This window comes from Pleomorphomonas carboxyditropha (genome assembly GCF_002770725.1).
GTDB lineage: Bacteria > Pseudomonadota > Alphaproteobacteria > Rhizobiales > Pleomorphomonadaceae > Pleomorphomonas > Pleomorphomonas carboxyditropha.
On sequence record NZ_NQVN01000017.1, the window covers coordinates 55,960 to 80,989 of the forward strand.

24 protein-coding genes are annotated in these 25,030 nt (G+C 66.4%); 6 read left to right on the plus strand and 18 right to left on the minus strand.

Features of this window, described 5'->3' with window-relative positions; translation table 11 throughout:
* Positions 1-2: 2 nt before the first annotated feature.
* The 6 genes from tolR to ruvB form a co-directional block, all read right to left on the minus strand.
* On the minus strand, positions 3-476 hold the full coding sequence (gene tolR, locus CJ014_RS19920) for a protein TolR (RefSeq protein ID WP_100082252.1): 474 nt from the start codon (positions 474-476) through the stop codon (positions 3-5).
* Between the two features lie 3 nt (positions 477-479).
* The gene (gene tolQ / locus CJ014_RS19925; RefSeq protein ID WP_100082253.1) at positions 480-1,193 is read right to left on the minus strand and encodes a protein TolQ; all 714 of its coding nucleotides are present in this window, start codon (positions 1,191-1,193) and stop codon (positions 480-482) included.
* A gap of 306 nt (positions 1,194-1,499) precedes the next feature.
* Entirely contained in the window at positions 1,500-1,916 is a 417-nt protein-coding gene (locus CJ014_RS19930; protein ID WP_100082254.1) for a YbgC/FadM family acyl-CoA thioesterase, read from the minus strand.
* Positions 1,917-1,920: 4 nt separating this feature from the next.
* A complete protein-coding gene (locus CJ014_RS19935) occupies positions 1,921-2,760 on the minus strand; it encodes a Fic family protein (RefSeq protein ID WP_100082255.1) in 840 nt (279 codons plus the stop codon).
* Entirely contained in the window at positions 2,757-2,945 is a 189-nt protein-coding gene (locus tag CJ014_RS19940) for a hypothetical protein (protein ID WP_100082256.1), read from the minus strand. The genes CJ014_RS19935 and CJ014_RS19940 overlap by 4 nt, the downstream gene beginning before the upstream one ends.
* A gap of 75 nt (positions 2,946-3,020) precedes the next feature.
* Positions 3,021-4,067 carry a Holliday junction branch migration DNA helicase RuvB gene (gene ruvB / locus CJ014_RS19945; RefSeq protein WP_100082257.1) on the minus strand — a complete coding sequence of 349 codons (1,047 nt, stop codon included), beginning with the start codon at positions 4,065-4,067 and terminating at the stop codon, positions 3,021-3,023.
* A gap of 318 nt (positions 4,068-4,385) precedes the next feature.
* Between ruvB and CJ014_RS19950 the strand changes: the two genes are divergently transcribed.
* Positions 4,386-5,126, plus strand: coding sequence for a DUF2927 domain-containing protein (locus tag CJ014_RS19950; protein WP_100082258.1), 741 nt, complete (start codon positions 4,386-4,388; stop codon positions 5,124-5,126).
* Positions 5,127-5,262: 136 nt separating this feature from the next.
* Here CJ014_RS19950 and CJ014_RS19955 read toward each other — a convergent pair whose 3' ends face one another.
* Positions 5,263-5,931, minus strand: a complete 669-nt coding sequence (locus CJ014_RS19955) for a hypothetical protein (protein ID WP_100082259.1) — start codon at positions 5,929-5,931, stop codon at positions 5,263-5,265.
* 283 nt (positions 5,932-6,214) lie between these two features.
* Here CJ014_RS19955 and CJ014_RS19960 point away from each other — a divergent pair, with 283 nt between their 5' ends.
* Positions 6,215-7,006: a metallophosphoesterase family protein gene (locus CJ014_RS19960; RefSeq protein ID WP_100082260.1), complete on the plus strand. Its 792-nt coding sequence runs from the start codon at positions 6,215-6,217 to the stop codon at positions 7,004-7,006.
* A gap of 30 nt (positions 7,007-7,036) precedes the next feature.
* Here the strand turns inward: CJ014_RS19960 and CJ014_RS19965 are convergent, their stop codons facing one another.
* From CJ014_RS19965 to CJ014_RS19990, 5 genes are all read right to left on the minus strand, one after another.
* Positions 7,037-7,555 (minus strand): type II toxin-antitoxin system VapC family toxin, encoded by a 519-nt coding sequence (locus tag CJ014_RS19965; RefSeq protein WP_100082261.1) that lies wholly within the window; start codon positions 7,553-7,555, stop codon positions 7,037-7,039.
* The gene (locus CJ014_RS19970; RefSeq protein ID WP_100082262.1) at positions 7,552-7,845 is read right to left on the minus strand and encodes a type II toxin-antitoxin system Phd/YefM family antitoxin; all 294 of its coding nucleotides are present in this window, start codon (positions 7,843-7,845) and stop codon (positions 7,552-7,554) included. Before CJ014_RS19970 ends, CJ014_RS19965 begins: the two co-directional genes overlap by 4 nt.
* A 418-nt stretch (positions 7,846-8,263) precedes the next feature.
* Positions 8,264-9,970, minus strand: a complete 1,707-nt coding sequence (mepK, locus tag CJ014_RS28050; protein ID WP_207765818.1) for a peptidoglycan L,D-endopeptidase MepK — start codon at positions 9,968-9,970, stop codon at positions 8,264-8,266.
* A 308-nt stretch (positions 9,971-10,278) separates the two neighbouring features.
* Positions 10,279-12,132 (minus strand): L,D-transpeptidase family protein, encoded by a 1,854-nt coding sequence (locus CJ014_RS19985; RefSeq protein ID WP_133121888.1) that lies wholly within the window; start codon positions 12,130-12,132, stop codon positions 10,279-10,281.
* Positions 12,133-12,247: 115 nt separating this feature from the next.
* Entirely contained in the window at positions 12,248-13,795 is a 1,548-nt protein-coding gene (locus tag CJ014_RS19990) for a sigma-54-dependent transcriptional regulator (RefSeq protein ID WP_100082264.1), read from the minus strand.
* A gap of 182 nt (positions 13,796-13,977) precedes the next feature.
* On the opposite strand from CJ014_RS19990, the gene CJ014_RS19995 reads away from it, so the two are divergent.
* The 4 genes from CJ014_RS19995 (at position 13,978) to CJ014_RS20010 (ending at position 19,165) form a co-directional block, all read left to right on the plus strand.
* Positions 13,978-15,825, plus strand: coding sequence for a M3 family oligoendopeptidase (locus CJ014_RS19995; RefSeq protein WP_100082265.1), 1,848 nt, complete (start codon positions 13,978-13,980; stop codon positions 15,823-15,825).
* Positions 15,826-16,131: 306 nt separating this feature from the next.
* Complete coding sequence (locus tag CJ014_RS20000; protein ID WP_100082266.1) at positions 16,132-17,265, plus strand: Re/Si-specific NAD(P)(+) transhydrogenase subunit alpha; 1,134 nt, start codon at positions 16,132-16,134, stop codon at positions 17,263-17,265.
* 24 nt (positions 17,266-17,289) lie between these two features.
* Positions 17,290-17,760, plus strand: a complete 471-nt coding sequence (locus CJ014_RS20005) for a proton-translocating transhydrogenase family protein (RefSeq protein WP_425351937.1) — start codon at positions 17,290-17,292, stop codon at positions 17,758-17,760.
* Between the two features lie 10 nt (positions 17,761-17,770).
* Positions 17,771-19,165: an NAD(P)(+) transhydrogenase (Re/Si-specific) subunit beta gene (locus CJ014_RS20010; RefSeq protein WP_100082268.1), complete on the plus strand. Its 1,395-nt coding sequence runs from the start codon at positions 17,771-17,773 to the stop codon at positions 19,163-19,165.
* 160 nt (positions 19,166-19,325) lie between these two features.
* Here the strand turns inward: CJ014_RS20010 and CJ014_RS20015 are convergent, their stop codons facing one another.
* The 6 genes from CJ014_RS20015 to CJ014_RS20040 all read right to left on the minus strand — a co-directional run bounded on the left by CJ014_RS20015 (position 19,326) and on the right by CJ014_RS20040 (position 24,970).
* Complete coding sequence (locus CJ014_RS20015; protein ID WP_100082269.1) at positions 19,326-20,090, minus strand: IclR family transcriptional regulator; 765 nt, start codon at positions 20,088-20,090, stop codon at positions 19,326-19,328.
* A gap of 218 nt (positions 20,091-20,308) precedes the next feature.
* The gene (locus CJ014_RS20020; protein WP_100082270.1) at positions 20,309-21,634 is read right to left on the minus strand and encodes an MFS transporter; all 1,326 of its coding nucleotides are present in this window, start codon (positions 21,632-21,634) and stop codon (positions 20,309-20,311) included.
* A gap of 293 nt (positions 21,635-21,927) precedes the next feature.
* A complete protein-coding gene (locus CJ014_RS20025) occupies positions 21,928-22,758 on the minus strand; it encodes a beta-keto acid cleavage family enzyme (RefSeq protein WP_100082271.1) in 831 nt (276 codons plus the stop codon).
* Between the two features lie 40 nt (positions 22,759-22,798).
* Entirely contained in the window at positions 22,799-23,743 is a 945-nt protein-coding gene (locus CJ014_RS20030) for a 3-hydroxyacyl-CoA dehydrogenase family protein (RefSeq protein ID WP_100082272.1), read from the minus strand.
* 79 nt (positions 23,744-23,822) lie between these two features.
* Positions 23,823-24,623 carry an SDR family NAD(P)-dependent oxidoreductase gene (locus tag CJ014_RS20035; RefSeq protein WP_100082273.1) on the minus strand — a complete coding sequence of 267 codons (801 nt, stop codon included), beginning with the start codon at positions 24,621-24,623 and terminating at the stop codon, positions 23,823-23,825.
* Positions 24,620-24,970, minus strand: a complete 351-nt coding sequence (locus CJ014_RS20040; protein WP_100082274.1) for a cupin domain-containing protein — start codon at positions 24,968-24,970, stop codon at positions 24,620-24,622. The genes CJ014_RS20035 and CJ014_RS20040 overlap by 4 nt, the downstream gene beginning before the upstream one ends.
* Positions 24,971-25,030: the final 60 nt, after the last annotated feature.

Below are 25,030 nucleotides of genomic sequence, written 5' to 3' on the forward strand. Positions count from 1 at the left end.
TATCAGCCGGACGGCGCCGCGGCCGTCCCCTGTTCCTCTTGCGTGATAAGACCGATCTTCTTGAAGCCGGCCGCCGAAATGCGGGCCATGACGCGCATCACCATGCCGTAGTCGGCGGCCTTGTCGCCGCGCACGTAGATGCGGTCCTCGACGCCGTTCTTGGCGACGGCCATCAGCTTGGGGACCAGTTCCTCGTAGGAGATCTCGCTGTCCTGGATGAACACCTTGCCGGCGGCGTCGACCGAGATGTTGATCGGGTCGGTCTGGCCCTCCATCGGCCTGGCGGCGGTCTCGGGCAGGTCGATCGGCACGCCGACGGTGAGCAGCGGCGCGGCCACCATGAAGATGATGAGCAGCACCAGCATGACGTCGACCATCGGCGTCACGTTGATCTCGCTCATCACGCCCCGGGCATGACGACGCCTGCGGCGGCGGCTACCGGCCGGCGAACCTCCCCCTGCGACACCCATGCCCATGGCTCAGCTCCTGTCGTCGATCTGGCGCGACAGGATGGCGGCGAACTCGTCGGCGAAGCCATCCATGCGCGAGCCGAGCTTGGCGGCGTCGGCGGAAAGTTTGTTGTAGGCGAGCACCGCCGGAATGGCGGCGGCAAGGCCCATGGCGGTGGCGAGCAGCGCCTCGGAGATGGCCGGCGCCACCACCACGAGGCTGGTGTTCTTGGAGGTGGCGATGGCCTGGAACGAACTCATGATGCCCCAGACGGTGCCGAACAGGCCGATGAACGGGCCGGCCGAGCCGACGGTGGCCAGGAAGATGAGACGGGCCTCGAGGCGCTCCATCTCGCGGGAAATGGTGACGTCGATCACCTTGCCGATACGGTCGGTGATGCCCTGGAAGGAGACGCGGCCGGCTTCATGGCTGCGTTTCCATTCGCGCATGGCGGCGACGAAGATGGCGGCGAGCCCCTCGTTGGAGCGGGCGGTGAGCGAGCGGTAAAGCTCCTCCAGCGACTGCCCGGACCAGAACACCTTCTCGAAGCGGTCCATCGAGCGGCGCGCACGGTTATAGGCGACGATCTTGTCGACGATGATCGCCCAGCACCATACCGATGCGGCCAGAAGGCCGAGCATCACGGCCTTCACGACGAAACTCGCCTGCCAGAACAATGCCCAGATGGACACCTCGACGGCCGGTGCTGCGAGCGCGTTCTGGGTCAGTTCGACCGGATTCATGGGTGTCTTCCGTTGTCCTCAGGATGGGGCGGCGATCTCTTGGCGCCAGGTCGCGTCGGCCGGGGCAGGCTATGGCGGCATGTGTCGATGCCTGGGTCTCCACATGCCGCCGAAATTTGGCGAAAACGGGACTTGACGATCAGGAAAGCCGAGGGATTTCGCCCCTCCGCCGCCGGGACGGATTCCGCCGCCGACGGCGCCGGGGTCCCGTTCCTGTCATCCTATGGTATGGTTAAGGAAGGTTTACCGGAGCGGCAGATGTTGTGGCGGCCGGCGAGGACGTCAACGCATCTGGTGGTTGAACGGTCACGAATTTCGCCGCGCATCCTCGATCAGCGCGGCCATGGCGGGCGGCAGGCGGCGCGGCCGGCCGTTGCCGCCGGTCGCCACCACCTCGACCTCGGCCGCGGCGATGAGGTCGTCGCCGCGCAGGAGGCGCTGGGCGACAGTGAAGCGGGGGCCGGAGATGGAGGCGATCGCCGTCTCCACCGTCAGGAGATCGTCGAGAAAGCCGGGCTTCTTGTATTCGATGGCGAACCGGCGGACGACGAACAGCAGGGCATCGGGATTCGTGCGGTCGGCCGTGGCGCTCTGGCTGATGCCGAGGTCGCGCAGGAATTCGGTGCGGCCGCGCTCGAAGAAGCGCATGTGGCTGCCGTGGTAGAGGATGCCGCCGGCGTCGGTATCCTCGAAGTAGACGCGGACGGCGAGGCGATGGATCAATTCGTCATCTCGAAAAATAGGTTAATGCCCATGTCAAGATTACCGCCAATAGTGAGAATATGCCGGCCGATGCCACGGGATTTTGTTCGATCAGATTCGGCTCCCTTTCCGTGTGGGTTAGCATCTTCCGGTCGGCACGAGTGTAGATATCTGGACTGATTATTTCTTTTTCGAGAATAACATTTTTAGGCGCCGGCGAAGAAGACGGTCTCTTCACGGAGTCGATCTGCTTCAATAAGAGCCCTGCTATTAGCTTTTCAACATCGGAAACGTCCACTGTGCCGCGCAAAAAATTTCGATCGGCTGCCTCAAGAGCGGCATAGTAGGGTCTTTTGTCGTGCGAAATCTGCTCTGGTATTGTATTTTCGCCAGGTAGACGAAGCCCAAGATGAGCGGAAAGGAGAATATAAGAAATAATACGAGCCGTTCGTCCATTTCCATCAGTAAATGGGTGTATCCAGTTGATTCGCCAAAGAGCATAGGCCGCCAAATGTTCGGCAGATCGGGTCTTCCAATTCGAATTTATGTAGTTGCAAAAATCCTCGACCAACTCTGGAACATAATGAGCTGGTGGAGGGGAGTGACGGCTTCCTTCGATTCTGACATCTGTGTTGCGAAAAGTGCCGGCGAATTTATTGATTCCTTCAAGCGCGAATCTATTCAAGGTAAGAAGATCAGACGGCCGCAAGGCTGGGATGTGATCGCGACTGCCATCTAGCCAGTGTCCCAGAAAAGCCATCCCGACATCGAATTGACGAAGCGCATTTCTGGCTTCAGCTAGAGCTAGCTCCGCCGGATCGCTGATGAGTTCGGGCTCGTCTGAGACACTATGCCTATCGGTCATTTTTTAGAGCTCTTGGCTTCTTCCTTCAGAAGATTTTCCGCCTTTTTTACCGTATCTCTCGTAATTCTAGAGTTTTCGATGTTTGCTGAACCAAAAGCAAAGCTACGCCGTTGAGCTTCCCGTTCCTCGATAGACATTCCCGAATCTTTAATCTTCTCGATTGCTTGGCGGATCATCGTATCCATTGTCTGACCTCTTTAAAAGCGAATAGCGTTCAATTTTAGCATCTCGCATGACGGCTGACCATATCTCATTAATGGTCATTCCTCCTCGCCGTTGGAAAACAGCGTGAACTGGGCTTCCTCGGCGGCCTTCGGCACGGCGAAGCCGAGGTGGCGGAAGGCGTGCGGCGTCAGGAGGCGGCCGCGCGGCGTGCGCTGCACGAAGCCCTTCTGGATCAGGTAGGGCTCGACGATGTCCTCGATGGCGTCGCGCGGCTCGGCGATGGCCGCCGCGATGGTCTCGATGCCGACCGGGCCGCCGTTGAAGCTGAGGGCGATGGTGTTGAGGTAGCGGAGGTCGAGGGCGTCGAGGCCGATGGGATCGACGTCGAGCCGGATCAGCGCCCGGTCGGCGATCTCGGCGGTGATCGTCTCGGCGCCGTCGACGATGGCGAAGTCGCGGACGCGGCGCAGCAGGCGGCCGGCGATGCGCGGCGTGCCGCGCGAGCGCTTGGCGATCTCGGTGGCGCCATCGTCGGCGATGCCGATGCCGAAAATGCGGGCACCGCGCCGGACGATCCTTTCCAGTTCCTCGGTGGTGTAGAATTCGAGCCGGATGGGGATGCCGAAGCGGTCGCGGAGCGGCGTCGTCAACAGGCCGAGGCGGGTGGTGGCGCCGACCAGCGTGAACTTGGCGAGATCGATGCGGACGGACCGGGCGGCCGGTCCCTCGCCGATGATCAGGTCGAGCTGGTAGTCCTCCATGGCCGGATAGAGGATCTCCTCCACCGCCGGGCTCATGCGGTGGATCTCGTCGATGAACAGAACGTCGCGCTCCTCGAGATTGGTGAGGAGGGCGGCGAGGTCGCCGGCCTTGGCGATCACCGGGCCGGAGGTGGCGCGGAAGTTGACGCCGAGCTCGCGGGAGACGATCTGGGCCAGCGTCGTCTTGCCGAGGCCGGGCGGGCCGACGAACAGCACGTGATCGAGGGCTTCCTTGCGCGCCTTGGCGGCGTCGATGAACACCTGGAGGTTGGCGCGCGCCGACGCCTGGCCGACGAATTCGGACAGCGCGCCCGGCCGGATCGACTGCTCGAAGTCCTCGGCGCGCTTCTCGCCCGAAACGAGGCGGCTCTGTTCACTCATGGCGGTTCGATCGTCTCCGGCGGTCCAGGACATTTCCGGCGAAGCGGCTGGGCCGGAGGCGCCGGACCGTCCAGCCGAATCGGCGCGCGGCGCCGGCTGTTCGCCTTTCGTTTTGCACGAAAGGGGCACGGTTGCCAAGCAGTCGCCAAAGCGGCAGCACCCCGACGCCACAGGTTCCGGCCAATGTGCCCAATTGTTGGCTGTCAATGATCACAATTGCATCACGCCTCCGTGATCAGTCGCATTGACGTCACGTAAGGTCTGGTTAATTCTTTCCTGGGCTCGAGGGCGTTTCCATCCCCCTGCGGCGAGGTGGTCATGGTGGCTTTCAGGACGGTATTCGGGTTGATGCTGCTCGCGGTCGCGCTGGCGACGGTCGGCGACCTTTTCTCCAGCCCGGTACGGGCCGAAAGCATCGTCGGATTTTCCGACGACGAATTGATGGACGGTTTCCAGAAAACGGTGTTCGGCGTCGAATACGGCAGCGCGGTGGCCGGCGGCAGCGTCAAGAAGTTCGACGGCGCCGTGCGCATCCGCGTCGTCAATCTGGCCGACAAGGACCGGCAGCGCGAGATCGCCGGGTTCGTTTCCCGCCTGCCGCGCCTCGTCAGGGGGCTCGACATCCGCATGGCGGCGCCGGGCGAAAACCCCAACTTCACCGTCTACGTGGTCGATCGTGCCGATTACGTCGACACCGTGCGGGCCGACGTGCTCGGCTCGACGCACGGCGCCGCGCCGGGGCAATGCCTGGTGCGCGTCTATCCGAGCTCGCTCGGCATCGTCCGTTCGACGGCGGTGATCGTCTCCGACGAGGGCGACAGCCTGTTCCGCCGCTGCATGGTGGAAGAGATCCTGCAGGGCCTCGGCCCGATGAACGACAATGCCGCGCTCTATGCCTCGGTGTTCAACGACCGTTCGCGCCACGATCGCTTCATGCCGTTCGACCGGGCGGTGGTGTCGATGCTCTACGACCGGCGCATCCGTCCCGGCATGACGCGCACCGAAGTCGGCACGCTGTTGCCGGCCGTGCTCGCCGACGTGCGGCGTTCCGTCCGCTAAGCGCATCTCCGGCCGCCAGGCGAATTCCCGGAAGTTTGCTGGAGCACCCGCCGACAGGGTTATTCAACCCGATCGGCGGGTGTTTTGCAGAACGGCCTACCACATGCATGATCGCAACGCGGCGGAGCGTCGGCGCTCACTGCATGTTGCGCCGGATGCGGCTCAGGAACTGGTTCTGCTGGCCGGCGGGGCGTTTCTCGATAGCCGCCGTGATCTGGTCGCGCCTGTCGGGCATGGCGATGTAGAGCTTGGCCAGATCCTCGCGGCCGCGGTAGCTGGCGGCCAGCGTCGCGATGTCGGCGTCGACGATCGCCTTGACCGCCGGCGGCGTATCGGGAATCAGGGCTATCAACTGCATCCGGTCGGTGGCGAGGGCATATTGCCAGGGACCGTAGGCGCGGCTGAGCTCCAGGGCGCGGAACGTGGTGTCGCGCCGGTCGGCGTCGGTGGCCGCGAACCTTGCCAGCGTCAGCCACAGGATGGCATTGCCCGGCGCCGCCGCCACCATGGACTTGGCGCGCTCGTAGCAGGCGTCGTTGAGGCGCGGACGGTCCTCGAAGGGGATCGTCTCGGCGGTCTGGTCGAAGGCAAGCCGGCGGCAATCGAGGTCAAAAACGCCGAGCGCCCGCTTGCTGGAGAGGAACGGCACGTCCGGATCGGCGGCCACCGATTGCAGCCGGTCGGCGACGGTGCCGGCGGTGCTGAGGAAGGGAGCGGACTCCACGCTCATCCCGTAAAGGCCGAGGCAGAGCAATCCGGCCGAGAACAGGCCGATCAAGGGCGCGGACAGCTTCAGCGACAGCATGACTAACCTTCCCCAAATTTGGACGCCCGCCAGCGCCAACGGCCGGCAACCCCAAGGCGAATGCCGCGGTACGGAACCGAAAGGCGCGGCTGCCGTTCTCTCTATCCCGGACTGCCTTAACCGTCTCGATAAAATTCAACGGATACCGGGAGAAATCGCTGGACGTTTTCGAGCGTAAACCGGATAAATACGTAAAGACAAGAGGCGTCGGCGGCCTTCATCGCCGGCAGGCCTGCCGACGGTGGCGCAACCATTCGCCGCCGCCCCAGTTTGGAGCTCCCTATTGCTCACCGCGGTTCGATCGCTTTTCGGTCTTGGAACAAAATCCGAACCGGCTCCGCCGGCGAGCCGTCGCGAACGCATCGAGATCGACCCGAAGGACACCGTCATCTACGCCATCGGCGACGTGCACGGCTGCTTCGCCGAATTGAAGGCGGCCGAGCAGCGGATCGTCGCCGATGCCGCCGACATTGCCGCCGAGCGCCGGATCATTCTCTGCCTCGGCGATCTCGTCGACCGGGGGCCGCAATCGGCCGACGTGCTCGACCACCTGGCCGGCCCGCCGCCGCGCGGCTTCGAGCGCCTGTCGCTGTGCGGCAACCATGACGAGACCTTCCTCGCCTTCATCGACGATCCGCACGCCAACATGGGGTGGCTGGATTTCGGCGGCGAGCAGACGCTGGAGTCCTACGGCATCGACCTCCTGCGCCTGGCGCGGCATCGCGGCGGCACGGGCGGGCTCGGCGAGATCGCCCGGGCGACGGTGCCGGAGGCGCATGTCGAATTCCTCAGGAGCCTGCCGGTGGCGGTGCGGTTCGGCGACGTGCTGTTCGTTCACGCCGGCGTCCGTCCCGGCGTGCCGCTCGATGCGCAGGACGACGACGACCTGATGTGGATCCGCGAGCCTTTCGTCAGCCAGCCGAACGGGCTGGGGCTCACCGTGGTGCACGGCCACACGCCGGCCAACGAACCGGTGTTTGCGCCGGGGCGCATCGGCATCGACACCGGCGCCTTCGCGACCGGCCGCCTTACCGCATTGCGGGTGTTCGAGGGCCGGGCGGCTATCGTCGGGTGAACGCTGCGGCCCCTCGCGGCAAGGCCAGGCCTAAGGTTTTGCAGTGCGTCGGCGGATGCCGGACGGCAGCGTTTCGAGGGTCACGGGCGCGGCAACTCGGAACGATTTCCCGCGGGCGTGCAGCGCAAGCGACCAGGGATCGAACACCGGAACGTCGGCGGCGATGAATTCGCTGGTATCCCGGCTGACGACGACGAGGTCTTCCACGACCGCCATCGCCGCTATGAAGAGGTCCGGCTGGCTGAACGTGTGGCCGCGCTTTTGCCCGGCGACATGCAGCATCTTCCAGCGAAGGATGATGTCCTCGCCGATCGACAGGACGCGGCCTGCAAACAGGGGGCGCATCGTCCGGTCAAGCCACAGGTTCAGGTCGGCCCGGCGGCTCGCGTCGTCCAGCCGTTCGATGCCGAAGCGGATTTCGGCAAAGGTTATGTCCGACAGGAACAGCGTGTCGCCCGGCTGGTCGGCAATGAACGCCTTGACGTTTGCGTCGGGTCTCGGCTTGCGGAGTTCCGAAATCACGTTGGTATCGAGGAGCCATCCCCTCATAGGGGAACGTCCCGAACCGGCGCCTTGAAGGGCTCGCGGTCGAAGGAAACGTCCTGCAACGGCGATTCCGCAAGGGCCGTGACCAGGTCGAGCCCGCTGACCGGCTTTTGGATGCGGTCAAAATCTGCTGCGGAAACAATGACGGCCGCATCCTGCCCGTGCAGGGTGACGCGCTGCGGCCCGCTGGTCTGGGCATGGCGCACGACCTCGCTGAGGCGTACCTTGGCGTCCTGAAGGCGCCAGGAGGTAGGAGGGGAGCCAGGTGTCTTGCGGGAGGAGCGAGTGGCCATGACTGGTCTTTCTAGAGCATCGGACTGAAAAGTGGAATCCGGTTTTCAGAAAATCCGATGCAATAACAAAGGACTAGATCGTCACTTTGCGTCCGTTAGGACGCGCGACGATCTAGTCGTTCTGACCAGTTTATCGCACCGAATGGAGATGCTCGCAAGCAAGAACGGAACATGCCGGGAACGACGGCTTGTTCCGGCTCACCGGGCTGGATTTGGTAAAGGGGCAGTATTCCGCGAGGAAGAATTTCTTCGAGACAACGGATCCGGCCAATTTCAACGCGTTGTCCGTCGTTGGCAGGTTTGTATTCATATATCTTGGTTGAAGAATGAATTGGCGTTCCTACAGCCGGAACTCAAAAAATTAGGGAATGCCCAACTGCCGCAGTCAGGCATTCCCTTTCTTGTTGCCGTGCCGGCTTCAGCGCATGGCCAATTGGCGCCGTGTGAAGTCGAGGACTTCCGTCGGCGCCGCCACCGGGCCGGCGAAGCGGGTCGACACCAGCGCGCCATAGGGACTGGCCGAGAAGGTGGTGTTCACCACCTGGGCCGGCGCCTCGAACATGGTGGCGAGATGCAACTGGTCCGGGTGAACCAGCGTCCGGAAGCGGCCCCAGTAGACGGACTGGCCGCCATCGAGCAGCAGAGGGCCGTCCTCGGAGGCGATTTCCGGCAGTTCGAGATTGCCGAACATGTCGCTCTTGCCGCCGTCGATCACCGGCCGGGCCAGTTCGGCCGCCGGTGCCGGCGGCGCCGGCTTGCGGGGCGCCGGCGAGAGGGCGGCGGTCTGCACCGGCTGACGGGCGGCCGGGGCCGGCGGCAGCTCGGAGGCGGGCGGCGCGAAGGAAAGCGCGCTGGCCGGCTGCGGCGCCGGATCCTGGGCGACTTCGGCCAGCGCCAGCTGGGCGGCGATGGCGTCCTCGCGGCTGGCGGCCACCGGCAGCGGCACCGCGACGGGCGCCGGCGGCTTTGTCGGCGGCAGCATTATCATCGGCGCGTCGGCCATGGCGAGCTCCACGGCGGTGTCGGCGATCTCCGAAGGCTTGGCCTGCGGCAGCGGCACATTGTCCATGGCCAGCCGGTCGGCGCCGGTCAGCGTCGGCACGGCGGCCGGCTCGAGCCCGGCCGGCAGCGTCGCCTCGGCGAGGCTGGTCACCCGGCGTTCGGGCGCGACCGGCGCGGCGGGCGGCGGCGACGTGAAGGCGGCGGTCAGCACCGGCGCGGCGGGAGCCGCGGCCGGCGGGGCGATCTTCGGCGCCACCGGAGCCGGCTTGGCGGCAACGGCCGGCGCATCGCCATCGGCCGAGCCGATCTCCTCGGCGCTGTCTTCCTCGTCGTTAGAGAACAGCATGGCGAGCAGGCCCTTGCCGGAGCTCTTGGAGGAGGAAGAGGCCGAAGCCATGGCCACCGGGGCGGCGGCGCCCTTCTCGCGCTGCAGCTCGGCGAGGGCCTGTTGATAGCCGGGCAGGGGCTTGCCGTCGGTCGGGATATGGGCGGTCTTGCCGTCGGGGAACAGGCCGACGAGCTGGGTGCGGCTGAGGCGCGGCCAGGCGCGAACCGAGCCGACGTCGATATGCACGAAGGGGCTGTTGGCCGACGGATACCAGCCGACGCCGCCGTTCTGCATCTGCACGGCGATCATGCGCAGCTTGTCGACGGACACGTCGGGAATGTTCATGTCCATCGCCTTGCCCAGCGAGTGCTGGCTGTGCTTGGCGACGGCCGACGAACGGGAGCGCAGCATGTTGTTGGTGGCGAGCGACCGGTAGCCGCAAACCACCTGGATCGGCTGGCGCGACCCGGACTTCTGGTAGAGCTCCCACACCGTGTCGAACAGGCGCGGATCCATGCGCGTCGCCTCGTTGCGGCGCCAGTCGCGCAGGAAGCGGTTGAGCTCGGACAGCGCCGAGGGAATGTAGCGGCCATCCTTCTTGAAGGTGATGGTCAGCCGCTCCTTGGTATGCAGGTTGTAGAGGTCGAGGGTGCGGGCGTCGGCCGCTTTCGCCGCCGAGGCGAACAGCGACAGCGCCGCGGCCGTCCCCACGAAGGCGCCGAGCGCCGCGCGACCGGCGGCAAGGGCGAGGCGGGAAGAGGTCGCCGTTGCGCCGAACGCCTGGGCTGCTTTCATTGAAGCGATTCCTCTTGCCGATGGTGTGTTCGTTGTCCGGGTTTTCACGCGTCTTTGTCCGCTTGCTCTCGTCTCCAGCCAACGTGGATTATTGGCGGAGAGAATTAAGCAACGGTTTACCGTAAGCCCTTGAAGACCGGCTTAGGCTCCGATGGTCGGAAACTTCCCCTGGATTTCACGGCGCGTACAATACCCGCCACCGGCCGAAAGGCCAAGTGGGTAGTTCATGGCATGGCAGAAACGCCAAAAAACCTGCTCCGCCAAGGGCAAAGCAGGTATTTTCCTGGGGAAAATGCTTACGTGGCCGGTCAGACCTGCGACATGCCCAATGCCTTCTTGATGGCCTGGGTATGGCCGTAGATGTCGTCGCGGATCTGCAGCTTGCCGCCGTCGTCGACGAAGGCGGTGAAGTAGGCGAGATGCACTTTGAGGTGGGTGGCGATGTCGACGCGCTTCTCGTCGCCGCCGAACATCGCCTGCAGCTTCGGCACCGTCCATTGCGGGTCGCCCTGCAGCACGGCGTCGGCGAAGGCCATCGGGTCGTCGACGCGCACGCAGCCGTGGCTGAAGGCGCGGACGTCGCGGTTGAACAGGCTCCTGAGCGGCGTGTCGTGCAGGTAGACGGCGTGCTTGTTGGGGAACATGAACTTGATGTTGCCGAGGGCGTTGGCCTCGCCGGGCACCTGGCGGATGCCGACCGCCTTCACCGCGTTCTCGTCCCAGATGATGCGGGTCGGGTCGATCAACTGGCCGTCCCAGGTCACTTCGTAGCCGTGGCGGGAGAAGTAGCCGGCCGGGTCGGCCTGGATCTCCGGCAGCATCTCCTTGACCTTGATCGATTCCGGAATGTGCCAGTAGGGGTTGACCACCAGATACTGCATCTCGCCGGAAAACACCGGCGTCTGGTTGGTGGCCTTGCCGACCACGACGCGCGCCTCGTGCACCTGCTGGCCGTGGCGGAAGACGCGCACCTTGAACTCGGGAATGTTGACGAGGACGTAGTCCTGGCTGAGGTCGCGCGGCATCCAGCGCCACATTTCCATGTTGGCGATGATCTCGCCCTCGACATCGCGATGGGCGCCGTTGAGGAGCGCCAGCGTGCGGCTGCCGACCACGCCGTCGGCGTTAAGGCCGTTCTCCTTCTGGAAGGCCTCGACGGCGGAGATCAGCGCCTCGTCGTAGAGCTCGGGATCGAACAGATCGTCCCCGGGCGCGGCGACGCCGAGCCGCTTGCGCAGGGCGGGCACGCCGGCGTCGCTCATGCCGGGCTTCAGCGATTTGGCAAGGGCGACCGGTTCGGGCGCCGCTTCGGCGTTGCTCTTGGCGGCCCGCACCTCGGCCAGCATGGCTTTCAGGCGGCGGAAGCCCTCGGTCGGCGGATTGAAGCCGTCGAGCGCCGCGGCGGCGTCGCCGGCCTCGGCGACCGTGGCGAGCGCCCTGTCGGCGGGGATGCGCTCGGGCGTGCGCGTGATGTCCTTGGAGATGGACAGCGGCGCGACGCGGCCGCCGGACGCCTGCTCGGCGAAGGTCGCCACCGCCATGGAAACGCGGAGATCGGCGTTGGCGACCAGTTCGGTGTCGGGGGCGGAGAGGTCGGCCTCGGGCAGGGCATAGTCGAGCGGGTTGAGGCCGTCTTCCACGGCGTCGGCAAGGCGGGCGATCACCGCCTTGGCCTTGTCGGAATAATGATCGCCCTCGACCCAGAGCGGCTGGTTGCCGCGGGCGGCGTAGACCTTGGCGACGGCGTCGGCCCGGCGGCGGGCGTCGCCGGTCGCCGAGGCGACCACCTTGCCGATCTCGGCGACGATCGCCTGATCGACCGGCATGCCGGGGACGCCGGCGGCGACGACGGGCGCCGGGGCGGCATCGGCGGCCGGCGTCACGGCGGGCGCGGCGGTTTCGGTCGCCGGCGTGGCGGGCTCGACGCCGGGCGCGGTGGCCTCGGCGGGCGGCGCGGTGGGCTCGGCAGGCGGCGCGGCGGCCTCGGTGGCCGGCGGCAGCGGTTTGCTCTCGACGGCTGCCGGCGTGGCGGTGTCGGTGGTCTTGGCGCCGAGCGGATCGAAGCCGGTCTCGGCCAGGGCCGGCACGGCCGAAAGGCCGAGACCGATCACGGCGGTGGAAATGAGAAGCTTGGACAGCGAGGAGATCATCACGTTCACCACGGCCATTCCCGCGGGCAACCGAGCCGGACGGGAAACGTCATAGGGTTTGTCTTGGCGTTTCGGCAGCGCGCCGACAAGGCCGGCACACCGCCAAAAGTCGATTACTGGTTTCTTGTTACTCGGCGGCCACACCCGCGTCGTCGTCGCCGTCGGCGAGGCCGTATTCCTTGAGCTTGCGATAGAGCGTCGAGCGGCCGATGCCGAGCCGGCGCGCCACCTCGGCCATGCGGCCGCCGTAATGGTCGATGGCGAGGCGGATCATCTCCTCCTCGATGGCGATGAGCGGGCGGACGTGGCCGTCGTCGGCCAGCGAGCGCAGGAAGCCGAAGGGCGCCGGATCGTTGCCCGCGCCGGAGTTGACGGCGACGCCGATCAGGCCGTCCTCCGGCACCGCCGGGGAGGGAGCGCTTTCGACGACCACCGGCTCGGCCGGCGGCGGCGCGTCGGCGCCCTCGACGCGGCGGATGGCCGAGACGTGACCGGTCTGGGCGGCGATCTGCGGGAACTCGTCGACGGTGAGGTCGCCGCCGTCGCACAGGATGACGGCGCGGAAGACGGCATTCTCCAGTTGGCGGATGTTGCCCGGCCAGTTGAAGGCGCCGAGCATGGCGACGGCGTCCGGCCGGATGCCGGTGATGCGGCGCTTGCCCTCTTCGGCGGCGAAGCGCGAGACGAAATGCTCGACGAGCAGCGGGATGTCCTCGCGGCGATCGCGGAGCGGCGGCACGAAGATCGGATAGACGTTGAGCCGGTAGTAGAGGTCCTCGCGGAAGCGGCCTTCCTTGACCATGTCGAGCAGGCGCCGGTTGGTTGCCGAGATCAGGCGGAAATCCACCTTCTGCGACCGGCGGGCGCCGACCGGCTCGATCTCGCCTTCCTGGATGGCCCTGAGAAGCTGCACCTGCACGTCGAGCGGCAGCTCGCCGACCTCGTCGAGGAACAGCGTGCCGGTGTGCGCCTCCTGGAACTTGCCGGTGTGGCGGTCGACGGCGCCGGTGAAGGCGCCCTTCTCGTGGCCGAACAGCGTGCTCTGGACGAGGTTCTCGGGGATGGCGCCGCAGTTGACGGTGACGAAGGGCTTGGTGCGCCGGTCGGAGCCGCCCTGGATGGCGCGGGCGACCAGCTCCTTGCCGACGCCGCTCTCGCCCTCGATCAGGATGGGGATGCCGGAGGTGGCGGCGCGTTCGCCGAGGCGAAGCACGCGGGCCATTTCCGGGCTCTTGGTGATGATGTCGCGGAAACCGAGGCCGGCCGGCGCCGACCGCCTGCTGCGGCGGATCTCGCCCTCGAGGGCGGTGACCTTCAGCGCGTTCTGGATGGAGACGGCGAGCCGCTCGTGGTTGACCGGCTTGACGATGAAGTCGAAGGCGCCGGCCCGCATGGCGCCGACCACCGTGTCGATGGAGCCGCGCGAGGTCTGGACGATCACCGGCAGGCTCTCGCCGGCCTTGGCGAGGCGTTCGAGCACCGCCATGCCGTCGAGGTCGGGCATGACGAGGTCGAGGATCATCAATTGGAAATCGCCCCGGGCGGCCGCCAGCAGCGCCAGGGCCGCCTCGCCGCCGTCGGCGGTGACCGCCTGGTGGCCGAAGCGCTTGACGGCCTCTTCGAGGAGGCGGCGCTGGATCGGATCGTCGTCGACGATCAGGATACGAGCGGCCATGCGTTAGTCCGTCCTTCCGCGTCTGTGCCAATTCGGGGCACTGTGCCGGGCCAAGGGTTAAGAGAAGGTTAGGCCACGGCCGCCGATCACCTCTTTTTCACCGACATTTCCGTTGATCGTCGGTGGTTGGAGCACGTAGTCTTGCGCATGGCGTCCTGCGCCTTATCTGGAGTTGCCGTTCGATGAGCCGTTTCCGTCTGCCCCGTGCCGTTTTCCATCCCTCCGACGCCGGCGCCATTGCCGAGCCGCTGCCGGAGTGGGACCTGTCGGCGCTCTATGCGTCTCCGGACGATCCGGCCATCGAACGCGACATCCAGGCGGCGGCCGATGCCGCCGCCGACCTGGCCGGCCGCGCCAAGGGCCGGATCGAGGCGCTTCTGAAGGCGCCGGACGGCGCCGCCGCCTTCGCCGCGCTGATCGCCGACTACGAGAAGCTGCAGGATCTTCTGGGCAAGGTGATGTCCTATGCCGGCCTGCTCTATTCGGGCGACACCACCGATCCGCGGCGCATGAAGTTCTACGGCGACGTGCAGGAGAAGATCACCGCCATCTCCTCGGGCCTGCTGTTCTTCGAGCTGGAGATCAACCGCATCGACGACGGCCTGATCGAAGCCGGCTTCGCCGAACCGGCGCTCGCCCATTACCGGCCGTGGCTGACCGACATCCGCCTCGACAAGCCCTACCAGCTCGAGGACCGGGTGGAGGAGCTGTTCCACGAGAAGTCGATCACCGCCTATTCGGCCTGGAACCGGCTGTTCGACGAGACCATCGCCGGCCTGCGCTTCCCGGTGGACGGCGAGGAGCTCGCCATCGAGCCGACGCTGCACCTGTTGCAGGAGGCCGACCCGGCCAAGCGCAAGGCGGCGGCCGAGGCGCTCGGCAAGGTGTTCGGCGACAACATCGGCATCTTCGCCCGCATCACCAACACGCTGGCGAAGGACAAGGAAATCTCCGACCGCTGGCGCGGCTTCAAGGACATCGCCGATTCGCGCCATCTCGCCAACCGCGTCGAGCGGGAGGTGGTCGATGCGCTGGTCGAGGCGGTGCGGGCGGCCTATCCGCGGCTCAGCCATCGCTACTACCAGCTCAAGGCGCGCTGGATGGGCGGCCCGACCATGCCCTACTGGGACCGCAACGCGCCGCTGCCCGGCGCCGTCACCCGGCAGGTGCCGTGGCCGGAGGCCAGGGCGACGGTGCTCGACGCCTATGCCCGCTTCTCGCCGAGGATGGCCGATATCGCCCGCCGCTTCTTCGACGAGCGGTGGATCGACGCGCCGGTGCGGCCGGGCAAGTCGCCGGGCGCCTTCGCCCATCCGACGGTGCCGTCGGCGCATCCCTACGTGCTGCTCAACTATCTCGGCCGGACGCGCGACGTGATGACGCTCGCCCACGAGCTCGGCCACGGCGTGCACCAGGTGCTGGCCGGCCGGCAGGGGGCGCTGATGGCGCCGACGCCGCTGACGCTGGCCGAGACCGCCTCGGTGTTCGGCGAGATGCTGACCTTCCGCTCGCTGCTCGACAAGGCGGCGACGCCGGCCGAGAAGCGGACGCTGCTCGCCTCCAAGGTCGAGGACATGCTCAACACGGTGGTGCGGCAGATCGCCTTCTATTCCTTCGAGCGCAAGGTGCACGCCGCCCGCCGCGAGGGCGAGCTGACCGCCGACCGCATCAACGAGGCCTGGCTATCCGTGCAGGGCGAGAGCCTGGGGCCGGCCATCACCTTCGGGCCGGGCTACGAGACCTTCTGGGCCTATATCCCGCACTTCATCCACTCGCCGTTCTACGTCTACGCCTATGCCTTCGGCGACTGCCTGGTGAACTCGCTCTACGCCGTGTTCGAGACGGCCGGGGCCGGTTTCCAGGACAAGTATTTCGCCATGCTGGAGGCCGGCGGCACCAAGCACCACAAGGAGCTCCTGGCGCCGTTCGGCCTCGACGCCACCGATCCGGCCTTCTGGCAGATGGGCCTTTCGGTGATCGAGCGGATGATCGGCGAGCTCGAGGTGCTCGACGCGGGCACCGGCCGGTAGAAATGTCGGCGTCGACCACCCATCGTTGATAAGTATTTGCGCGCAAACACAATAAACCCGCCGGTCCGTCGGCGGGTTTTCCCTTTTGGGTCAACTACCTATGACCGGGAGCGCTCGGACCGGTTGTGGATTGCCGTCGTTCGGCGCCCGAAGGTTACGTTGCATTACGCAAGCAAAAGGCTCTAGGAGTTTTTCCGGAGGTCCTGCCGGCCTCGGCCTGCGTTCCGGGGAGGGAAGGCGGGAAGGGAGTCCCAGGGGCGGCTCTCCCGATGCTGGCGCACGAGAGAGACACCCTGGAGAAGCTCAATGAAGATTGCGGTGTTGAAAGAACCCGATCCCGAGGAGGGGCGCGTTGCCATCACGCCCGAGACGGCCAAGCGTTTCATCGGCCTTGGCGCCACGGTGCTGGTGGAAGCCGGCGCGGGGGTGCGGTCGCTCATCCTGGACTTCGACTATTCGATGGTCGGCGCCGTGGTGGCGGAAACGGCCGCCGATGCGGTCGGCGATGCCGACGTCGTGCTGACGGTGCGGCGTCCGTCGCAGGATATCCTCAGCCATCTCAAGAAGGGCGCGCTCGCCATCGCCATGATGGATCCTTACGGCGACGATGCCGCCATCAAGGCCATGGCCGACACCGGCGTCACCGCCTTCGCCATGGAGTTCATGCCGCGCATCACCCGCGCCCAGGTGATGGACGTGCTGTCGAGCCAGGCCAACCTCGCCGGCTACCAGGCGGTGATCGACGCCTCCTACGAATATGGCCGCGCCATTCCGATGATGATGACGGCGGCCGGCACGGTGCCGGCGGCGCGCGTCTTCGTGATGGGCGCCGGCGTCGCCGGCCTGCAGGCCATCGCCACCGCCCGCCGCCTCGGCGCCGTGGTGACGGCGACCGACGTGCGGCCGGCCGCCAAGGAGCAGGTGGAAAGCCTCGGCGCCAAGTTCGTCGCCGTCGAGGACGAGGAGTTCAAGCAGGCCGAGACGGCGGCGGGCTACGCCAAGCCGATGTCGGCCGAATACCAGGCCAAGCAGGCGGCGCTGGTCGCCGAGCACATCAAGAAGCAGGACATCGTCATCACCACGGCGCTGATTCCCGGCCGGCCGGCGCCGCGCCTGGTCTCCGCCGACATGGTGAAGTCGATGAAGCCCGGCTCGGTGATCGTCGACCTCGCGGTCGAGCGCGGCGGCAACGTCGCGGGGGCCAAGCTCGGCGAGGTGGTGACGACGCCGGAAGGCATCCGCATCGTCGGCCACAAGAACGTGCCCGGCCGCATCGCCGCCACCGCCTCCCAGCTCTATGCCAAGAACCTTTTCACCTTCGTCGAGACGCTGGTCGACAAGAAGGAGAAGGTTCTCGCCGTCAACTGGGACGACGAGCTCGTCAAGGCGACCGCGCTGACGCGCGACGGCGCCGTCATCCATCCCGCTTTCCTGAACTGACGCGGAGACTATCCGATGTCCTCTATGCTCACGGCCGATCAGGCCCTTGAACAGGCGCGCCAGGCCGCCCGCGCCGCCGCCGAGGCGGCCCGCGCCGCCGAAGCCGCCGCCAACGCCGCCGCCGATGCCGTCGCTTCCGGCCAGGCGGGCGCCGCCGCCGACGGGCTGGGCGCCGCCGCCCACGCTCTGTCCGGCGGGGTGATCGATCCCTTCGTGTTCCGCCTCTCCATCTTCGTGCTGGCGATCTTCGTCGGCTACTACGTGGTGTGGTCGGTGACGCCGGCCCTGCATACGCCGCTGATGGCGGTGACCAACGCCATCTCCTCGGTGATCATCGTCGGCGCCTTGCTCGCCGTCGGCGTCGAGTTCCTGGCGCCCGGCACCGGCGTGTCGCGCGGCTTCGGCTTCGTCGCCGTCGTCCTGGCGTCGGTGAACATCTTCGGTGGCTTCCTGGTCACCAGCCGCATGCTCGCCATGTACAAGAAGAAGCATTGAGGGGACGGACATGACCGCCAATATCTCCGCCGTCCTCTATCTCGTCTCGGGGGCGCTGTTCATCCTGGCGCTCCGGGGGCTCTCCAGCCCGGTGACGGCCCGGCGCGGCAACCTCCTGGGCATGCTCGGCATGGCGATCGCCATCGTCACGACGCTGGCCTCGATCAAGCCGTCGTTCGGCGCCTACGCGCTGATCGTCGTCGGCCTCGCCATCGGTGGCGGCGTCGGCGCCTTCATCGCCCGCAAGATCGCCATGACGGCCATGCCGCAACTGGTCGCCGCCTTCCACAGCCTCGTCGGCCTCGCCGCCGTGCTGGTGGCCGCCGCCGCGCTCTACGCGCCGGAAGCCTTCGGCATCGGCCTGCCCGGCTCGATCCACGGCCAGGCGCTGATCGAGATGAGCCTCGGCGTCGCCATCGGTGCCGTCACCTTTACCGGCTCGGTGATCGCCTTCCTGAAGCTCGATGGCCGGATGAGCGGCAAGCCGATCATCCTGCCGTTCCGGCACCTCGTCAACGCGGCGCTGGCCGTGCTGTTGGTGGTATTGATCGTGCTCCTGGTCAACACGGAAAGCCACTTCGTGTTCTGGCTGATCGTGCTGGTGTCGCTGGCCTTCGGCGGCCTGATCATCATCCCGATCGGCGGCGCCGACATGCCGGTGGTCGTCTCGATGCTGAACAGCTACTCGGGCTGGGCGGCGGCCGGCATCGGCTTCACCTTGGGCAACACGGCGCTGATCGTCACCGGCGCGCTGGTCGGCTCGTCGGGCGCCATCCTCTCCTACATCATGTGCAAGGGCATGAACCGGTCGTTCATCTCGGTGATCCTCGGCGGCTTCGGCGGCGAGACCGCGGCGGCCGGCGGCGAGGTGGAGCAGCGGCCGGTCAAGCAGGGCTCGGCCGAGGACGCCGCCTTCATCATGAAGAACGCCTCCAAGGTGATCATCGTGCCGGGCTACGGCATGGCGGTGGCCCAGGCGCAGCACGCGCTGAGGGAGATGGCCGACAAGCTGAAGGCGGAGGGCGTCGAGGTGAAATACGCCATCCATCCGGTGGCCGGCCGCATGCCCGGCCACATGAACGTGCTCTTGGCCGAGGCGTCGGTGCCCTACGACGAGGTGTTCGAGCTCGAGGACATCAACTCGGAGTTCGCGCAGGCCGACGTCGCCTTCGTCATCGGTGCCAACGACGTCACCAACCCTGCCGCCAAGACCGACAAGGCGTCGCCGATCTATGGCATGCCGATCCTCGACGTCGAGAAGGCGGGCACGGTGCTGTTCGTCAAGCGCGGCATGGGCTCGGGCTACGCCGGCGTCGAGAACGAGCTGTTCTTCCGCGACAACACCATGATGCTGTTCGCCGACGCCAAGAAGATGGTCGAAACCATCGTCAAGAACCTCGAATGAGGATCGGGACGGGTTGAAAAAGAAAGGGGCCGTCGCGGCATACGCGGCGGCCCTTTTGCTTCGGGCCGCATGGCCATGGAAAATGCCCCGGGCGAGACGCACCCGTTTGCCACAGGCGTGGAAGGCCGGATCAATCTCTCCGGCTTGAAGAAGGCGAGATTCAGGTCCCGATGCGGGCGGCGATCCGTTCCCTATGCTGGGCGACTTTTGCCACCAGCGTCTTTTCGGTGCGCTTGAAGCGCTGGATCGGCATCGGCACGGAAATGGCGAACGAATTGCCGGTTCCATCGCGCAGAGCAAATCCTATTGCGCCGATGCCGGGCGAGTTCTCCTCGCGGTCGAAGCCGAACCCGCCGGCGCGGGCCTCCTCGATCTCGCGCCACAGCCGCGGCTCGTCGGTGAGCGGGCGGTCGGGATGCTCGCGGAGGCTGCGCTCGATAGACCGCCGCGCCTCCTCCGGCGTCATCAGCGCCAGCAACGCCTTACCGTTGGCGGTGCAATGCAACGGGAAGCGCTCGCCGATCACCGTGACCACCGTGAGCCGGCGCTTGCCCGGAACCTGGTCGATGAACACGGCGCTGCCGCCGCGCAGGATGGCAAGGTCGACGGTGTCCTCGATGTCGCGGTTGATGTCGACCAGGAACGGCCTAAGGATGCGCTTGATGTCGTAGTCGGCGGCGGCGGCGAGCTGCAGAATGGCCGGGCCGAGGCGCACCTTGCCGTTCGGCGTCGCCGCCATCAGCAACCCCTCCTCGGCGAGCGCGGTGACGATGCGGTAGACGGTCGAGCGCGGCAGCGACACGTCCTTGGCGATCTCGGCCAGGCTGAGGCCGTCCTGCACGCCCTCCAGCGCCCGCAGGATGGCCGCCGCCCGCGCAATCACCTGAATGCCGCCTCTATCGGCGGCCATAGGCACGTCGGTCATTTCTGCTTCGCCTTTCGAGATTACTGCCCGCTTCGTGGCTGCGCTCTTGGCTAACGCGGCGCAGCGACGTTGACAAGCACTATGTAGGCAAAGGCGACGCGCGTGGAATGCAGAGGCACGGGTCGACAAAGGAAAGGACGGGCGCGGCAAGGCCGCGCCCGTCCTCGTTCGGATTTCCGTTCACGTCCTGGGACGAGACAAGCTCCCGGTCGCCGGGGTCAATGGTGGCCGGCGGGCACCGACGCGTCGAGCTTGCCCTTGCAGGTATCGGTGATGAAGAAGATCATCGCAGCGCCGACGAAATCCAGGAAGATGAAGAAAATGTAGGCGGCGTCGTATTCCCCGGTCCATTTCAGACTGGCGGCGATGACGGCGAAGCAGCACACCCGGAACAGGCAGGCGATGGTGGAGATCACCCGGTTGGCGGCGGCGAAGTCGTAGCGGCCGTAAACCGAGCCGACCTGCGATGTCGCCAGCTCCTTGATGCCGGCGATGCTCATGCCGACGAGCAGCAGGGTGAAGTAGGTGAAGAGGTCGCTGCCGCGCACCAGGAGGCAGGCATGGGTGACGGCGAAGAAGAAGGCGTAGACGATGGACGTGCGCCGGGTGCCGAAGCGGACGTCGAACCAGCCCCAGACATACGAGAACAGGGCGCAGAAGAAGGCGGCGGTGGTGAACATCCAGATCGCCGTCGACTGGTCGTAGCCGACCGATATCAGCCGCGGCACGAGCTGGGAGACGACGCCGATGTCGACCAACCACAGCACGCCGTAGCCGAGCGAGATCAGCCACATGTCCTTGTCGCGCAGCAGGACCGGGATGGTGAACGGGCTCTTGTAGTTCTCCAGTTCGGCCAGGTTGGCGGCGAGCTGCTCACGCGACACCGGCTCGTTGTCGGGGTAAAGGCCGAGTTCCTCCGGCGTGTTGCGCACCCAGACGATGGCGGCCAGTCCGACAGCGATCAGCGCCAGGCCGCAGGCGGCGTAGCCGTTCTGCGTACCGAGGCCGCGGAACAGGAACACCATGATCGGCACCAGCGTCGCCGTGCACAACGACATGCCCATGGTCGCCCAGCCGAGCGCCAGACCCTTCTTGCGCGGGAACCATGTATTGAGCAGCGTGCCTGGCACGTTGAAGCAGACGCCGGTAGCCAGGAAGTTGAGCAGCGTCAGGCCAATGGCGTACTCGATGTAGGTGGTGACGCGGCCGAACCAGATTAGCGTCACGCCGAGCAGGATGAGTCCGACGACGGCGACCAGCTTGGCGCCCCTGCGGCTGATCAGCTCGGCGATGGCCAGCGAGCCGATGACGCCGAGCCAGCCGGCGGGAGTGGAGAACGCCAGGAGCGTAGCAAAGTCCCAGCCGTGCAGGTCGACGAAGCTCTGCACGATGACATTGAGGCCGTCGGCGGTCCAGGCGGCGAAGTTATAGTACATGATGAGCGCGAAGCCGACCATCGACCAGCCGCGCGCGCCGAAATTGCTGTTGACGCCGGCGTGGGCCGGCCGGGCCGCGGGCTGCGCGGCGTAAGCATCTGTGGGCATCGTTTCCTCCTGGTTCGCTGTGGCCTTTTCCAGGCTCTATCTCGCCCGCTCACGCCGGCGGTTCGCGTGTTGTCTGACCACATTGCGGTACATTCGATTTGCGATACGAGATTAACTCTTGCGGCGGCATCGTCAATCGCCGCCGCATCCCGATGGAAGAAATACAGACTAGACATTGGTATATGCTGAAATGAAATGCAGTTCAGATAATAGAGATAAAGCAAACATCTCGCGGCACGAAGTGTCGCGAGCGTCTGTTCGTAATAATTCTTTTCTTCAGGCTGCGCCTGTCCTCAGGTGGCAGGGCGGCGCAGGTCGAGAATCTCCCTGGCGTCGGCGGGGCCGGCGACCTCGCGGTCGGCCTCGCGGACGAGGCGCGCGGCGCGGGCAACGAACTCGGCGTTGTTCTTCGCCAGCCGCCCCTTGCCGATATAGACGTTGTCCTCCATGCCGACGCGCACATGACCGCCGAGCGCGATGGCGGTCATCAGCACCGGCAAGTGGCCGGCGCCGATGCCGAGCGCCGACCAGGGAGTGCCCTCGGGCAGCAGGTTCTTCAGGTAGACGAGGTTGTCGACGGTGGCGGCGGTCCCGCCGGCGGCGCCGAGCACGAACTGGTAGTAGGCCGGCGCCTTCAGGATGCCCTTCTTGATGTAATAGGCCGAGGTGTAGAACATGCCGGCGTCGAACACCTCGATCTCCGGCTTGACGCCGTTGTCGTTCATCACCGCCGCCAGCTTCTCAAGGAAGGCCGGGTGGTTGATGAACAGCGTCGAATGCATCCAGTTCATCGACCCGGCGTCGTAGGAGGCGAGCTCCGGCTTCAGCGCCGCCACGTGGATCATGCGCGTTTCGTCGGTGGCGTTGAGGTCGCCGGACGTGGTGAGGTTGAGCGCGATGTCGCAGCGCTCGCGGATCAGCCCGACCGTCTCGGTGAAGCGGCCGATATCCATGGTGCCGCGGCCCGCGTCGTCGCGCATGTGCAGGTGGGCGATGGCGGCGCCGGCCTGCCAGCACTCGTAAACGTCGTCGGCGATCTCGCGCGGCGTCATGGGAACGGCCGGATTGTGCTCCTTGGTCGGGAAGGCGCCGGTCGGGGCGACGGTGATGATGGTCTTGGCCATGTCTCTGGTCCTCGGGCAGGCGGAAGGGAAGGAAGACGCCTCAGGCGTAGGCGCGCGACGCCTTCAGTTGATGGATGAGGCGCTTCATGAAGGCGCGCTGACGCTCGGGCACCGTGTCGGCGTCCCAGCGGTAAAAGCCCTCGCCCGATTTCACGCCGAGCTTGCCCTCGGCGACGCGCCGGCGCAGCAGGGGATTGGCGTCGCGGCGATCATCCATGACGGCGAGGAGGTTGTCGCCGACCGTGCACCAGACATCGAGACCGCCGAAATCCGCCACCTCGAGCTGGCCGGTGGTGGCATAGCGGAAGGCCGGGCCGAATTTCAGCGCCTTGTCGATGTCCTCGGGCGTGGCAACGCCCTGCTCGATCAGCGAGAACACCTCGCGCGCCACGCCTTGCTGGATGCGGTTGGCGACGAGGCCGGGCACGTCCTTCAGCACCTTCACCACCTGCTTGCCGGCGGCCTCGTGCAGGGCCGCCGCCTCGGCGTAGAGCGCTTCCGCCATGTTGCCGAAGAAGGAGAGCTCGACGATCGGCATCAGCAGCGGCGGATTGTACCAGTGCGTTACCATCATACGCGCCCGGCGGCGGCCAGGGAGGCCGGCCATCATCTCGGCGAGCGGCAGGCTGGAGGTGTTGCTGGCGAAGATCGTCTCCGGCGGGCAGAGGCGGTCGAGTTCGGCGAACAGCTTCTGCTTCAGGTCCATCCGCTCGGGGATGGCCTCGACCACGAAATCGCGATCATGGACGGCGGCGGCCGGGTTATCGGTCAGGCGGATGCGCGCCAATGCCGAAGTCGCGTCGATGGAGGTAATGACTTCCTCCTCGGCCAGCAGGGCATAGGCGGCTTCGATGGCCGGACGCACGCGCTCGCGCTGCGCCTCGGCCGGCTCGTAGAGCGCGACGTCGCAGCCGGCGAGCGCGAAGGCGGCGGCGATGCCGTGCCCCATAGTGCCGCCCCCGACGACGCCAGGTCTCGTCAGCATGAGAAAGGTCCCTTCGAAATAAATGCGTCGTTGACGATGGCGGACGGAACGCCGGGCATCCCGTCCGCCGGGATCGGCCTTAGCCGGCGGTGTAGCCGCCGTCGGCGTAGAGCACGTGGCCGGTGTAGAAGTCCGACGCTGCCGAGGCGAGGAACAGCAGCGGACCGGCGAGGTCCTGCGGCTCGCCGAGCCGGCCGACCGGCACGCGGCCGAGGAAGCCCTTGCGCACGGCGGTGGCGTTGTCGTTTTCCTCAAACATCCAAGCCGTCAGCGGCGAGCGGAACACCGTCGGCGCGATGGCATTGACGGTGATGCCCTGGGTGCCCAATTCGCAGCCGAGCGCCTTGGTGATGCCGTCCACCGCGGACTTGGAGGCGCAGTAGGCGGTGTAGCCGGCGGGATGGCCGAGCAGCCCCCGCGCCGACGACATCAGCACGATCTTGCCGCCGCCGCCCTGGGCGAGCAGTTGCTTGGTGAAGGCGCGCGCCACCAGCCAAGACTGGGTGACGTTGGCGTCCATAACGTCGAGGAAGCGCTCGGGCGCCATGTCGACGATCTTGGCGACGTCGTTCTTGCCCGAGGCGACGACGAGGATGTCGACGCGGCCGAAGGTGGCGACGGCGGTCCTGACCAGCTCGTCGCAAACGGCTTCCGAGGTCGGGCGCACGTTGACCTCGGCCACCTCGGCGCCGCGGGCGCGGCACTTCTCGGCGATGGCGGCGAGTTCGGCCTTCTTGCCGGCGGCCAGCACCAGCTTGGCGCCGGCGGCGGCGAGCACTTCCGCCGCCACTTCGCCGAAGGCGCCCGAGGCGCCGGTGACGACGGCGACCTTGCCGGCGACGGAGAACAGCTCCAGCGGATTGCTGAGATAATCGCTCATGGCTTCACTCCCGGCGGATAAGGGATCACGACCAGCATGGTGACGATGCCGTTGGTGCGGTTCTCGATCTTGCGGATCTCGCCGGCCGGGATGGTGCAACTGTCGAATTTCTTCAGCACCGTCTCGACGCCGTCGACGATGACGGTCATCTCGCCGTCGAGGATGAAATAGACCTTCTCCACCGGCGTGGCGTCCGGGCCGGCGCCGCCGCCGGGCAGGAACTGCGACAGGCCGAGCCATTGGTTTGTGGGGCCGCCGGGCTCGAAGCCCTGCAGGCGCAGGCCGACGACGCCCCAATGGTTGGGCGCCTCATAGGGCTTCGCCTCGGCGAAGCGTTTGACGAACATCTTGATTGTCCTTGCTTGAGGAGCCGCCCCTAAGACGTGCGGCCGACGCCGGACGGCGGG